Below are 13,233 nucleotides of genomic sequence, written 5' to 3' on the forward strand. Positions count from 1 at the left end.
GCCTTTTCCTTGTCGAGGTAGGTTAGGGTTTTGATAGGCGGCAAGTCATTGGCTAACAAGGTGTTGAGGAAGTCGATAAGGATGTCTTTGTTGCGCTCAGTACCAAAGATACGCTTGAAGCCAAAATCGGTGAAAAGGTCGATATAGCGACCGTAAGGCTTGTCAGGAGTCATAGGGTTGTAAATAAGGTTAACGTTATGAAGTCAACTTGCAAAGCTCCACCGGCGTACGACATCCGAGCACGAGAGTTCGAAGGATGCGGGCGTTAGCCCTTACAGTGTAGCCTTGCGGCTTGCCGCAAGCTACCGCCAACCAGCCCTAAGCCGCGCCTCTGGCGCGGGGGAAGCCCCAAGAAATCATCAAAAGCCTACAAGATGCTACAAAATGGTTTCAGTGGGCTTACCCCGTAAAAAACACCCGTTTGACGCGCTCGCTGACGCTGGTCAGTACTTCGTAGGGGATGGTTTGTAGGGCTTCGGCCATTTGTTCGATGGGCAGCTCTTTGCCAAACACGATGACTTCGTCTCCTTCTTGGGCGGGCAGGTCGCCGAGGTCTATCATGGTCATATCCATACACACCCGTCCGATGGTAGGCACAAGTTGGCCGTTCACCCATACCTTGCCTATGCCATTGCTGAGCGCCCGTCGGAATCCGTCGGCATAGCCGATAGCAATGATGCCGATGCGGGTTGGGGCGGTGATTTTTCCGGCACGGCCATAGCCCACGGTGTCGCCCGGCGCTAGGGTTTTGATTTGCGAAAGGGTTGTTTTGAGGGTTGCTACCGGCTCTAGGCCAAGTACTTGGTCGGTGGTGGTGTCTACGCCGTAGAGGCCGATGCCTAAGCGCACCATATCAAAATGGGCTTCGGGATAATTGGCAATGCCCGGCGAATTGGCGATATGGCGTACAAAGCGGTAGCCGATGGTTTCTTCTAGCTCGGCAGTCATCTGGCGGAAGCACTCTATCTGTTCTAAACAAAATTCCCGCTCTTCGGGCATATCGGCGGCAGCCAAATGACTGAACACAGAGGCTACCATCACATAGCGCTGGGGTAGCTTTTCGGTCAAGAAGGTGCAGAGCTGTGGCAGCTCCGATTCCATAAAGCCCAAGCGGTGCATCCCTGTGTCGAGCTTGAGGTGGATTTTGTTGGGGCGTTTTTGCAGCTCTTCGGGCAAGGTGTGGTAGTGGTCGCAGTAAGCCTGCAAGAGCTCAAAGCTATACAGCTCGGGTTCTAGTTTGTATTCGAATATCTGGTTTAGGGTGGCCTCGCTGGGATTCATCACCATAATGGGGGTGCGGATGCCTTGTTGCCTCAGGTATACCCCCTCGTCGGCATAGGCCACGGCGAGGTAGTCGACTTGGTGGTATTGCAACAAGGAGGCTACTTCTACGCTGCCGCTGCCATAGGCAAAGGCTTTGACCATCGCCATGACCTTGGTGCGAGGCTGGAGCAGGCGGCGGTGTTGTTGGAGGTTATAAGCAAGGGCATCGAGGTTGATTTCGAGTACGGTCTGATGGCTTTTTTGCTGAATACGGTGTGTGATTTGTTCAAAAGCAAAAGCCCTTGCTCCTTTGACCAAGATGACCGCATCACTGAGGGTTTGGCGCAGAGAGACTTCGTGTTGCCATTGGTTGAGAAACTCTGGCACGGACTCGAAGATGTGCCAATATTCTGCCGCCACGGGGTGTAGCTTGCGCTCACGGCTCAGCGCCGCCACTTGCTGCCAGTGGTGGCCAATGCCGATAAAGGTATACAAGCCCTGTGCGTCGAGCAGGGTACGGACTTGGTTGTAGAGGTTCTCGTCGAAATACGGGGTGTCGGTCAGGTCAGAAATAATGAGTGCCTTGCGGTCACGCTGCGATTGGTGCTGCAAGAAGTCGAGCGCTACCTTGAGGCCGGCGCTGTCGTTGTTGTAGCTATCATCGATTAGGTAGCTGTTGTGCAGAGCTGCTTTGAGTTCGAAGCGCATCGAGAGGCTCGACAGCCGCTCAAACAACTGGGTAAAGCGCTGCGGGTCTACGCCAACATAACACAATACGGACACACAATGCAAGGCATTTTCGATAGAGGCTCTATCGACCAAGGGTACTGTACAGAGGTGGTGCTCCCCTTTCCAATCATAATACACGGTCGTTTTGTCTTGCTGGGTATCTAACCGGGTAACATTGAGGGTGGCTTCGGCGTTGTCGATTGCCCAAGTGAAGGTTTCCAAACTAGGGTACAACTCCTTCACCTCTTGATGGATGGCACTGTGGTTGAGACAATAAAACAGACACTGTACTTCTTTGAAAAGGCGGAGCTTCTCACGTATTTTCTCTTGTTGGTTGGCAAATCCGTGGGCGTGGGCGGTGCCGATATTGGTAAACAAGCCCAAGGTTGGCTGGAGCACGCGCTGCAAATGGTGCATTTCTTGAGTTTGAGAAATGCCCGCCTCAAAAATGGCCCATTGGTGTTTGTTATTCATCCCCAATACAGAAAGCGGAACACCCGTTTGGGAGTTATAGCTCTTGGGGCTTTTGACAAGGGCGTAGCGGTGTTGGAGCAGCTGCGCCAACCACTCCTTGATAATAGTTTTGCCGTTGCTACCCGTAATGGCCATCACGGGGTACTGAAACTTGGTTCGGTGCTCTGCTGCAAGGCGTTGCAAAGCACGCAAACTATCGGATACCTGCAAAAACAAGGCCTCCGGGAAGGTCTCCCAAAGCAGCTCTTGGTCTACCACAAAAGCCCGCACTCCCCGCTCATACAACTCGGCAATATAACGGTGGCCGTCGTGTTGTTTGCCTCTAATGGCCACAAAAAGAGAGCCTTCGGCTACAAATCGCCCTCGGCTATCGATAAAAATATGGTGAATGGCTTCGCTCAGTAGGTTGGTATTGCCCAAGGCTTCGGCATCGGTAGCCATCGCTAATGCAGTGAGATTATGTGCCATAGGGTTTTGCGTAGTTTGTTGTTTACTTATTGCCACAGCCTCCTGCTGTGTAAGGTACGATTAATTCAAATTTAGGGCTTTTTCTACTCCCCACACTCATTTCTTTACAAAATACGGCGCCAAAACCTCATATACGGCCTACTTCACCACCACAAACAGGATACGGTCTTCAGTTTGGCTGTAATAGTAGTCCTGAAGTTGGTTTTCATACACCAAGACAAAATAAAAGAGCAGGTCTCGCATCTCGTTTACAGGTACAAACTCTGTGTCGTGGGTTTGAATATCGACTAGGCGGTACGAAATACCCCAATGTTGCAGCCATTTGTTGAGCCGTTTGACCCAAGTGCCCAACCTGCTTCCTTGTTGCACGCGGGCGGGGGCAAAATCTTGATCCACATAGAGGTAATCTCCTGTATGTAAGGCCATAAACCGTTGATGAAAATCCATCCAAGACTTCTCTTTAGGTGACTCAAAAACAAAATGCTTTTCGGGGTTACGCACAACATTTTGGGCAATATTGAGCGCAGGGCGTGTATGTGTCTTGTGAATGATTGGTGAGGCCATATCGCGAGATTCGAGCATTCCTTCAGTCTGGTATTGTTGTTTTTTCTGCAAATAATGTTGGTATACCATCCAACTCCACCCTTTGGGCAAGCCCAACACCTCTGTTGGGTGCCATTGATGGAATACGGGAGCTTGTTGATGGTGAAAATGCCTGATTTCCAAGCCTAATGCTTTAAGTTTTTCGACCATTTCAAGATCTTCAGCCCCCCAGATACGTGTAAAGGTATCGTATCCACCTGTAGTAAGCAATGCTTGTCGGTGGGCGACTATCATCCCTGCGGCGCTGTTGTTTGATAATTGTGCCCCTGCTTGATATTGCTCAAATTGCGTGCTCAAATTATCAAATGCTGTAAAGCTTTGGGGCAAATAATATACCCTCATCACTAAAGCCTGCTGCGGAAAGCACTGTTGGTGTAATTTTTCCAAAAACAACGGAGTCAACAACATATCGATATCCAACACCAACACATAGTGCCCTCGGCTATAGCAAAGGCCAATATTGAGGGCCTTTGCCCGGCTCCAAAAGTGGCCACGGGTGTCGGTATAGTGATAATGGTGTTTGGGTTTTTGTTGAAAAAAAGCCTGAAGTGTTTTATGTATGAAGGGCTCGCTGCCAAAGTCTACAAATACCAGCTCAAAATCTTGGAATGACTGCGCCTCTAGGGTTTCTAAGCACCGCTCTACCCGTAGATAATCAGCTTCTCGATTGCGATAGGTAATAAGGATAGAAAAAAAGGGGGTATGCTCCTTCACGCCCAAGGGGTTTTACTCACTATATTCCTCGTTATCAGAAGGTTGGGCTGCTTTCTCGGCTTTAGATTGCTCGTAATCAATGCTCTCTGCCTTGGTATGGATACTATAGACCATCCCATCGGGTTCGGCTTGCTTTTTTTGGATAAGCTGTACCAACTGGTCAATGAACTTCTCATTGATGGTTTCGAGTAGCGTAACACTGCCTAACTCATCGCCTATTTGCAGCGAATAACGGCGCTTTTTCTTGATGCGCTCATTGATACCAAAATAAGACACGATTAAACAAATAAAAATCAAGGCGATGTTGAACTGATGAAACATCAGGTAATAACTAATGGTGTACAAAATAGCTGTAGACACCACTGGAGTCAGGATAAAAATCAGCAGTAAGGGTAAGGTAATGAAATAGCTTTTCTTAGCTTTGATTTTTTTGATGGTCGAAAGCTTGGCAATAGGATAATGCTTGCCCTGAAAGTCAATGGCCTCATCATTGACCTGCATCAGGTGTTTCTTAGACTTAAATCGGGCGAAAAAACTCATATCGTCTTTAGGGTTAGGCACTCGCTACCCAAAGCTAGGAATAATGTTTGAGTTTAACAAACGCTACAAGGGTCACATTCAAATCAACCTCGCCCGCACCGGTATATTGCCACGGATCCACGAATGTTTGGCGATTCGAAATAGTGTTATTCCTCTAAGAGCTTGGCTACAAACTGCTCAAACTCACGGATATACTCAAAGTAGGGCTCGCCTGTGGCGGGGCCGTTGAAGCCGGTATGAATCTTACGGATGCGCCCCTGCTTGTCTACAAAAATGGTCGTAGGATAGGCCATCACGTGGTTGAGGGCGGGCAGGGTTTCGTTGGCATTTTGGGTAGTGCCTGCAATCAGTAGCTCATAGCCGATGTTGAGGCGTTCCTTCATTTTTTGGACACGCAGGGCGGCTTTTTCAAACTCCGGGCTGATTTCGTAGGCCAACCCAATGACTTCTACCCCACGCTGACGGTTGGCTTCATACCAAGGGGCGAGGAAGTTGGCCTCGTCCATACAATTGTGGCACCAAGAGCCCAGAATCTGGATGATGCACACCTTGCCTTGGTAGCGGGCATCCTGAAGAGAGACGGCCTGCCCTTGGAGGTTAGGAAACTGAAAGCTGAGTTGGTCGTGCCCTTCGTTGAGGTAGGTCAGGGTTTTGGCATCGGGCAGGGTAGCTTGGTCGTCGCGGCGGGCTACCCAAGTGCGGTAGCCGGATTTGCCCGAAAACAGCTCCCCTTTGAGGGTTCCGTCTTCCTGTAGGTCGGCTTTGAACACATACGCACTGCCTAAGTCGAAGCCGCAAAGCTCAAGAGTTCTGCCATACAAGTTGCCAGAGAGGTAACGATAATCACCGGTAGCGGTCATAAAAGTGCCTTTAAGAAAGCTCTGATTGTTGTGTATGAGGGCGATGGCGGGTATTTCGCGGCTGGTCTTAGGGTCGGTAAACGTTACGGCCCAAGAGGGTTTTTCGAAATAGGGGGCTACTTCGGAGTCAATGCCTCCTGCAAACACAGGCTGGTGCCGGTTCCGGTTAAAAAACTCCATCTTCACCACATAAGGCTCTGCCAGCCCGTTGCGCACCCAAGCGCCTTCCGCCTTCACTTTTAGCCCATTATCGTAGTTTTCATCTCGTATTGCCTCCATATTTGTCAGCTCAATGTAGGTGTCAAAAATATCGTAGTGCAGGCGGATATGGTTGGGAGCGAGTACTTCTACCCTGTCAAATACAATCTCTTCGGAAGGCTCCTCCATACTGGCTCCGGTAAGCACTCCCTCTGAGTTGACCCTCAGCCTTAAGTTACCTGAGATGGTGGCGTTTTCTTGAAGATAGAGGGTATACTCCAACCTAGTGCTTTTGGGAATGACGGTTTGCTGCGCTTGTAGCGGGAATACGCAGGCAAGTACTAGGGCGAGGCTTAAAAATCGGAACATAGGGCTTGGTGTTGGTGAAACAAAGCTGTGTTGAAACATCTAATCAGTCGATTGATGGTGCTAAAACAGTGGTTTTCGCCCCATTAGTTCCATATTTACCAAAAACAAAAGAGACCTCTCAGTGGGTCTCTTTTGAAGGTTTAGTATGTTACACAAACTCTATTTGTGCGTTTTGATTAAGAAGTAAGCAAGGGTTGGCTGGTAATTACTGATTGAGAGTATCTTAGGCTGCTAGTGTTTTGGTGCTGTTGGGTTGCAATAACCAAGTACTGGCGGCTTGGTTATTGGCGAACAATTTGAACTCCAGTGATAGTTTTTGTGTATTTGCTGTGGACATCACTTCTGCACATACTTTTTCACTTGTTTCTTTGGCAAGAAAATCTGTACTTTCTACGACGGCTATTCGTTTGAGGCCGGCTTTGACTAAGGCAGGAAATACTTCTGACGTTAGGTATTGATGAGCGTCTTCGCTTATGACCTCTAAGGCGCTAAAATCAAGTAATATATGGCAGAAATGTTTGCGACTGATAGGCTTGAGCGCTGTAATCATTAGCTCCTTCCATCTTTCTAGTTTGAGAAATCCTTGAGGAGCTACTACCAAATAATTATGGTTTTTCTCTTGGTAAATCTCGCCGTAGGTTTTTTGTAGCAAATAGTTCCGCATAAAGAAATAGCGCCTGTGTCAAAAATATATCCTGATGATGTCTGGGCATCTGAGGGTATAAACGGCGTTTTCGACAAACTAGTTCTATTTTTCGATAAAAATATTTTTTCTATCGGTAAATCACTTCTGCAACAAGTCTGCTTTTAATTTGACTTTTCGGCTATAACTACTTGATTGACAATTTTTTGCGTGCCACCTCTATGCTCTCTCATAAATTGCTTTAGTCTTTCTGCAATTAGCTCTCTTTCGGCTTGATTATGGTAGAGCCGCTCTAGGTGCTGAGCAAATTGCACCTCATCAGCACAAGCAAAAGCGCAGCCCAAACCTACCAATGCAACCGCTTCGCTGTATCTGCGGTATTTCTTGCCAAAAAGCACTGGGATGGCAAATACCGCTGGCTCTAGGATATTGTGTAAGCCGGTACGAAAAGCGCCTCCGACATAGGCTATATCGGCATATTGATACAGGGCTGCTAGCTTCCCTACGTTGTCTATCAAGAGGCAATCGGCGGCGGCGGCAGTTTCTGGAGTGGCTTGGGAGTAGCGCAAAACCACCCCTTTGCAGCCTTGGGCTGCTTGTTGCAGCGCCTGCTCGCTCATCTCGTGTGGGGCAATCACAACCTTGAGTGTGGCTTGGAAACGCGCCAAGACTGGCAGGGTTACCTTGAGGTCTTCTGCCCAACTACTGCCAATCATCAAGAGTGGTTTTCCAGCTTTGAAAGCCTCTACAATAGGGTCTGTTGGGCGCTGTTGGGCAATACTCAGGACTCTGTCATAACGGGTATCGCCTGTAATGCGGATACGCTCAGGAGCTACTCCAGCACGAAGCAGACATTGGCGTGAGGCATCATCTTGTACAAAAAGGTAGTCAAAGTTGTGAAGAATATGGGCAAACCAGCGTCCTCTCCAGTCGAACAACCACTGGTCAGGGCGGAAGGTGGCTGAAAACAAAATTAGCGGAATCTGACGCTTTTGCACGGCGGCCAAGTGGTGATACCAAAGCTCATATTTGACAAAAAATACAGCTATTGGTTTGGCTATATCCAAAAATCGGCGTGCATTGCTAGCTGTATCAATGGGCATATAGCAGACTACTTCGGCAAGCGCATAGTTTTTTTGCACTTCATACCCCGAGGGGGAAAAAAAAGTCAGGAGCAACTGGTGATTGGGGTGTGTAGCCCGCCAAGCCTCTATCACGGGTCGGGCTTGTTCGAACTCGCCTAGGGAAGCGGCGTGTAGCCATACCCACGGTTTGTGTGGATCAGCAGCGGCTATAGCCAGTTCCAAACGTGTAGCCCAATCCTTGCGTCCGTCTATCCAACGTTTAGCCTTGGGATTGACAACAGCTACAAGGCTTATGGCCAAGCGATACAGCCTAATCAGGCAATTATATAAGAAAAGTATCATTTTATAACAATATTTACTTGACCTAGGGGTTCACAGGGTTTGGCTCTCTAGATTTCCAGTGTATACATCTAACAAGCCAATTTTGATGAGTTTGAAGTTGTTTTTAAGACCATTCATCTACCATTACTTTGTAGGTAGGGTCTTCTAAAATATTGACGACTATCAATTTATCCGCATTCTTGAGCAAGCGCTTACAGTCAGGGCTTAGGTGTTTGAGTTGTACTTTTTTTCCCAGCTTGTGGTAGCGCTCTGTAATTTTGTTGAGCGCCTCGATGGCCGACATATCTGCTACCCTACTTTCGGCAAAATTGATGACAATTTCGTCGGGGTCATTGATAGGGTCGAATTTATCATTGAAAGCTGTTATGGAAGCAAAAAACAAAGGGCCATAAATTTCATAATGTTTGACACCTTGGTCGTCCAAATATTTGCGGGCGCGTATACGTTTGGCATTATCCCAAGCAAAGTTGAGCGCTGAGATAATCACCCCAATCAATACGGCCAATGCAAGATTGTGTAGATATACGGTGATGAATGTAACCAAAAGCATCACCGCAATATCATTGCGCGGCATTTTGTTGAAGGCTCGCAAGCTTGTCCATTCAAACGTTCCAATAGCGACCATTATCATCAGGCCGGTAAGTGCAGCCATCGGTAGTTGCTCCACCCAATTCGCACCAGCCAATACAAAAACTAGCAAGGTAATGGCAGCGACTATCGCCGAGATACGCGTTCTTGCGCCAGCCGATACATTGATGAGACTCTGCCCCAACAAACCACAGCCGCCCATTCCCGAAAACACCCCTGACAGTACATTGCCCAAACCCAGCGCCAAGGCCTCTTTGTTGCTACGTCCACGGCTTTCGGTCATCTCATCGAGGATATTGAGGGTCAATAGGCTTTCTAACAAGCCTATGGCAGCAATAGTAAAGGCATAGGGCATAATGATAGACAAAGTCTCCCACTGGAGAGGTACTTGGGGCCAATGAAACGGCGGAAGTCCCCCCTTGATAGAGGCCAAATCGCCCACCCGTTTGGTATCAATCCCTACCAATGAGACCAGTACAAAAACAATCAGAATAGCCATTAAAGAGGCGGGTATGGCCTTGGTGATTTTAGGAAGTCCCCAGATTAGTAGCATTGTTAGCAGTACCAACCCCGCAAACCAATACAAAGAGCTACCACTCATCCAGGTATGTTCATCTATTTGAAATTGTTTTATCTGAGACCAAAAAATAGTAATTGCTAGGCCATTAACAAAGCCAAAAACAACCGAATGAGGCACTAGACGCATAAACTTAGCCAAGCGTAAGACTCCGGCCAACAACTGTACTACGCCCGATAACACTACGGCTGCCAATACATACTCCGTGCCGTGACTTTTGTATAGATGTACCAATACTACGGCTGTAGCGCCGGCAGCTCCAGAAATCATCCCCGGACGGCCTCCCAACAGCGCCGTTGTCAGCCCTAACACAAACGCAGCATACAAACCTGCTAAGGGTGATAATCCCACCAACATCGCAAACGCAACGCCTTGAGGTACCAGCACCAAGGCCACCGTAAGTCCGGCCAAAACCTCGGTTTTGTAGTTTACATTAGGGGATAACTCAAAGAGATTGAGATACTTATTCATAGGCCAATGATTTGAAACGGCTGCAAAGGTAAACATTTTGGATATAAAATATCTAGCTGCCCCAAGTATCAAGCTAGGGCTGAGTACGCAAGCATTACCGTGTTCCTATGTCTGTCTTTTTGATTTTGTAGTTGGTCTGTATACGGCTGATGATTGTTTTACAAGGTTACAAAAGGCCTCATAACGCTCAATTTGTTGTTGATACGGTTTGAGCGCATTACAGTACTGCTTGCCTTTGGGCTTAGTAATTACTTCATAAAAGTTATTTGTTCCATCAGGATATTCCTCCAAATTCTCGAACACATACTGTCGGAAGTTATGGTGCATCGTCAGCCAGCCTTGCTCCGAAGAGTGTATTTGAGGGATACTCTCTTGGTAGAAATACAGGATTTCCCTCAGCAATGTATCGTTTTTGATATTGGTGAGCTTGCCTCCCGATTTAAAACCTTCATATAGACTGGTATTGGGGCGAAGCCAAGCATTGCCTTGGCTATACTCAAAAGCAGCGGCCAATGTCACTGTATCATACGGCTCCTCAGGCTGGAGCGCGCCAAGGTACCGATACAAGGAATCATATTCTTGATATATTCCAATCAACTGCTTGGTCTCGTCTATATCATCTTGGATTTCTTCGCAAAGATTGAGTAAAAAAGTTTTAACCAGAGCCTGTTCGAGCGACTTATCGCGACAGTCTGTAATAAGGGCTGCCAACAATACCCCTATAAACACAATGGTTACCTCTCTAAAGAGGGTTTTGGAACGTTCCCAAAACTTTAAGAACTGGAATTTTCTCTTCATAAATGTCCGTTAAATGCTTTCTGAAGTAGTCTGTATAGTTTATATGGTAAAGCATAATGAAGGTAAGGTCTTTGTATGAACTGACAAAATAAGCCCTCAATATTTTTTGTCTATCCGCTGTTATCGTGGCAAGGGGTAAAATTAATTAAAATTTATTTGGACTAATTCTAAATAAAATTTACCTTTGCTGTGTAAATAGTAATTGGTCTTGTAGGTTGTGGGGAGATTTTTAAACTGCAACATTGTTGCGAAAATTCTCCCCTATCCCTACATTTGCATATGGGCTTGTCTTGAGCCCGGTATCGTGTCTAGCCCTTGTTTTTTTATCAAAGGCAAGAGCAAAATAAGTTTCCATAAAATTCTGATAAACTTTTAGCCCTCATCTTAACAATGATCAAAGCCGAACAACTGACCAAACAATATGGAGGCCATACTGCGCTCAATGCGCTGAACCTCCACATAGCAGCGGGAGAAATCTATGCCCTGCTTGGCTCCAACGGAGCTGGAAAATCGACTACCATCCATATTTTTATGGGCTTTTTGCCGCCTACTTCGGGTAAGGCCTTTATTAATGAACGTGAAGTAGTTTCCGGCGATGTACAACTAAAGCAATGGGTGGCCTATATTCCGGAGGTAGTCAACCTATATCCCAACTTATCGGCCTTACAAAACTTGGCTTACTTCAGCGGTCTTTCGGGCTTCAAATACAAGCTCGAAGAACAAGAGCAGCTGTTGCTCGAAGCTGGTCTGCAAGCAGACAGTTTTCGGAAGCCTGTGGGCAGCTACTCCAAAGGGATGCGCCAAAAAGTGGGCATTGCGATTGCCTTGGGCAAACAAGCCAAGGCGATTTTTATGGATGAGCCTACCTCAGGGCTTGACCCTCACGCGAGCAATGAGTTCTCGGCTATTTTGCAGCGCCTCAGCCAAAAAGGGGTTAGTATACTGATGGCTACACACGACTTATTTCGGGCGCAGGAAAGCAGCCACCGCATCGGGATTATGCACTTGGGCAATTTGCTCCACGAGCAGGCTACAGCCTCACTCTCGGCGGTAGAGCTAGAACAGCGCTATCTGGAGACAGTTCAAGGTTTTACCCAATCCAACAGCGTTGCCTTATGATACAGCAAATATTCCGTAAAGAACTAGCCGAGCTTTTCCAAAGCAGGCGATTCCGTGTGCTGGCCTTGGGTTTGGGGCTGCTATGGGCGGTGGCCTTGTTGAATGGTTTACAATACTACCAACATCACAACCACACTGCGCACAAAGCCTCGGAAGCAAGCTACGCACAGTGGCTGGGGCAGGGGGAGAAAAACCCACACTCGGCAGCACACTATGGTTTTTATGTCTTCAAGCCTGTGCCGCTGATGGCCGTGATTGAGCGTGGAAGCAGTGATTTTCTGGGCAACATCGTTTGGCTTGAAGCCCACCGCCAAAATGAAGTCAGGGATGCCGCCGCTGCCGATGCCGGGTCGTTGTTACGAATGGGGCAACTGAGCATTGGGTTCTTGCTACAGTTCATAGTACCCTTATTCGTTATTCTACTTTGCTACAATCAGTTCAGCAAAGAGCGCGAACAAAATACGCTCAAACTCTTACTCAGCACCCGTGCCCGTGTATCGGATTTGTTTGTGGGTAAATGGCTGGCCTCCTTGGTCGCTGTTTGGAGCTTGGTGCTTCCCTTGTTGATGCTGACTGTAGGGTTGATGGCTTTACAGCCAAGTGGTGAGTCTTGGGTCGATGTGGTAGTACCTGCGCTGCTGTGGCTGGTGTTAGGTTTGTTTTTGTTGTATGCCTTGGTGGCTACAGTAGCCATTGCGGTATCGGCGGCAGTGGCGCAGTCAGCTACGAGCTTGGTGGTTTTGGCCGGATTCTGGCTTATCGGAGTGTTTTTGGTGCCGCGTTTTGGGGCGGTGTTGGCCGACACCCTCTACCCTACCCCTAGCTCCTTTGCCTTCGACCAACGGATTGAAGCCCTACGCAAAGGCGGACTTGATGGCCACGGGCCGCCCAACCAAGATTTATTGCAAAAAACACTGGCAAAATACGGCGTTGACAGCGTGTCGCAGTTGCCTGTAAACTTTGCGGCTATCTCGTTACAAGCCGGGGAAGATGCCGATGCGGCCATTTATGATGTGGTGTACCAAGATTTGTTTGCGCAATTCCGCCGTCAGGAGCGCTGGCTGCGCTATACGGCCTTGCTTTCGCCTTTTCAGGCTTTTCAAAACCTATCGATGGCCTTGAGCAATACGGATGTCCACGCGCACTTACGCTTTGCCGACCAAGCCGAAACACACCGCCGGCGGATGCAAAAAGACATCAATAGGTATTATGAGACCAACAATACGGGTAATGAGGAGTTTTGGGCGAGCATACCCCGCCTTGACTACAAACCGGCTACACTGAACGAACGGCTCGACCTCGCAAAAGCAGATTTAGCCGCACTAGGAGTCTGGCTGCTGCTTTCCCTTGTTTTTGCGCTATTTTCTATCCGACAATTCAAACTGACCTAAG

Annotated in this window: 11 protein-coding genes; 2 read left to right on the forward strand and 9 right to left on the reverse strand. The window is 48.0% G+C overall.

Annotation, left to right across the window (positions count from 1 at the left end):
* The 9 genes from G499_RS21450 to G499_RS0105920 all read right to left on the reverse strand — a co-directional run.
* Positions 1-173, reverse strand: a 173-nt coding sequence (locus G499_RS21450; RefSeq protein WP_211231594.1) for a PD-(D/E)XK nuclease family transposase, incomplete at its 3' end; no start/stop codon positions are given.
* Between the two features lie 226 nt (positions 174-399).
* Complete coding sequence (locus tag G499_RS0105885) at positions 400-2,934, reverse strand: bifunctional UDP-N-acetylmuramoyl-tripeptide:D-alanyl-D-alanine ligase/alanine racemase (RefSeq protein WP_081413665.1); 2,535 nt, start codon at positions 2,932-2,934, stop codon at positions 400-402.
* A gap of 138 nt (positions 2,935-3,072) precedes the next feature.
* The gene (locus G499_RS0105890; protein WP_161627706.1) at positions 3,073-4,251 is read right to left on the reverse strand and encodes a glycosyltransferase family 2 protein; all 1,179 of its coding nucleotides are present in this window, start codon (positions 4,249-4,251) and stop codon (positions 3,073-3,075) included.
* Positions 4,252-4,263: 12 nt separating this feature from the next.
* Positions 4,264-4,791 carry a DUF6232 family protein gene (locus tag G499_RS0105895; protein ID WP_035726743.1) on the reverse strand — a complete coding sequence of 176 codons (528 nt, stop codon included), beginning with the start codon at positions 4,789-4,791 and terminating at the stop codon, positions 4,264-4,266.
* A 146-nt stretch (positions 4,792-4,937) separates the two neighbouring features.
* On the reverse strand, positions 4,938-6,218 hold the full coding sequence (locus G499_RS20945) for a peroxiredoxin family protein (RefSeq protein WP_051295975.1): 1,281 nt from the start codon (positions 6,216-6,218) through the stop codon (positions 4,938-4,940).
* Between the two features lie 223 nt (positions 6,219-6,441).
* Positions 6,442-6,882, reverse strand: coding sequence for a hypothetical protein (locus G499_RS0105905; protein ID WP_026999179.1), 441 nt, complete (start codon positions 6,880-6,882; stop codon positions 6,442-6,444).
* Between the two features lie 143 nt (positions 6,883-7,025).
* Positions 7,026-8,288: a 3-deoxy-D-manno-octulosonic acid transferase gene (locus G499_RS0105910; RefSeq protein ID WP_026999180.1), complete on the reverse strand. Its 1,263-nt coding sequence runs from the start codon at positions 8,286-8,288 to the stop codon at positions 7,026-7,028.
* Positions 8,289-8,391: 103 nt separating this feature from the next.
* Positions 8,392-9,924 carry a SulP family inorganic anion transporter gene (locus G499_RS0105915; RefSeq protein WP_026999181.1) on the reverse strand — a complete coding sequence of 511 codons (1,533 nt, stop codon included), beginning with the start codon at positions 9,922-9,924 and terminating at the stop codon, positions 8,392-8,394.
* A 105-nt stretch (positions 9,925-10,029) separates the two neighbouring features.
* Positions 10,030-10,722 carry a hypothetical protein gene (locus tag G499_RS0105920; protein ID WP_154658328.1) on the reverse strand — a complete coding sequence of 231 codons (693 nt, stop codon included), beginning with the start codon at positions 10,720-10,722 and terminating at the stop codon, positions 10,030-10,032.
* A 390-nt stretch (positions 10,723-11,112) separates the two neighbouring features.
* On the opposite strand from G499_RS0105920, the gene G499_RS0105925 reads away from it, so the two are divergent.
* Positions 11,113-11,841 (forward strand): ABC transporter ATP-binding protein, encoded by a 729-nt coding sequence (locus G499_RS0105925; RefSeq protein WP_026999183.1) that lies wholly within the window; start codon positions 11,113-11,115, stop codon positions 11,839-11,841.
* Positions 11,838-13,232 carry a DUF3526 domain-containing protein gene (locus G499_RS0105930; RefSeq protein WP_026999184.1) on the forward strand — a complete coding sequence of 465 codons (1,395 nt, stop codon included), beginning with the start codon at positions 11,838-11,840 and terminating at the stop codon, positions 13,230-13,232. The genes G499_RS0105925 and G499_RS0105930 overlap by 4 nt, the downstream gene beginning before the upstream one ends.
* Position 13,233: the final 1 nt, after the last annotated feature.

The organism is Eisenibacter elegans DSM 3317, assembly GCF_000430505.1.
GTDB classification, from domain to species: Bacteria; Bacteroidota; Bacteroidia; order Cytophagales; family Microscillaceae; genus Eisenibacter; species Eisenibacter elegans.

What these genes read in the sequence shown, in the direction of transcription:
- G499_RS0105930 (WP_026999184.1), top strand. Translation starts at nt 11,838, where the DNA reads ATGATACAGCAAATATTCCGTAAAGAACTAGCCGAGCTTTTCCAAAGC.
- G499_RS0105925 (WP_026999183.1), top strand. Translation starts at nt 11,113, where the DNA reads ATGATCAAAGCCGAACAACTGACCAAACAATATGGAGGCCATACTGCG.
- G499_RS0105915 (WP_026999181.1), bottom strand. Translation starts at nt 9,924, where the DNA reads ATGAATAAGTATCTCAATCTCTTTGAGTTATCCCCTAATGTAAACTAC.
- G499_RS0105910 (WP_026999180.1), bottom strand. Translation starts at nt 8,288, where the DNA reads ATGATACTTTTCTTATATAATTGCCTGATTAGGCTGTATCGCTTGGCC.
- G499_RS0105920 (WP_154658328.1), bottom strand. Translation starts at nt 10,722, where the DNA reads ATGAAGAGAAAATTCCAGTTCTTAAAGTTTTGGGAACGTTCCAAAACC.
- G499_RS0105905 (WP_026999179.1), bottom strand. Translation starts at nt 6,882, where the DNA reads ATGCGGAACTATTTGCTACAAAAAACCTACGGCGAGATTTACCAAGAG.
- G499_RS0105885 (WP_081413665.1), bottom strand. Translation starts at nt 2,934, where the DNA reads ATGGCACATAATCTCACTGCATTAGCGATGGCTACCGATGCCGAAGCC.
- G499_RS20945 (WP_051295975.1), bottom strand. Translation starts at nt 6,218, where the DNA reads ATGTTCCGATTTTTAAGCCTCGCCCTAGTACTTGCCTGCGTATTCCCG.
- G499_RS0105895 (WP_035726743.1), bottom strand. Translation starts at nt 4,791, where the DNA reads ATGAGTTTTTTCGCCCGATTTAAGTCTAAGAAACACCTGATGCAGGTC.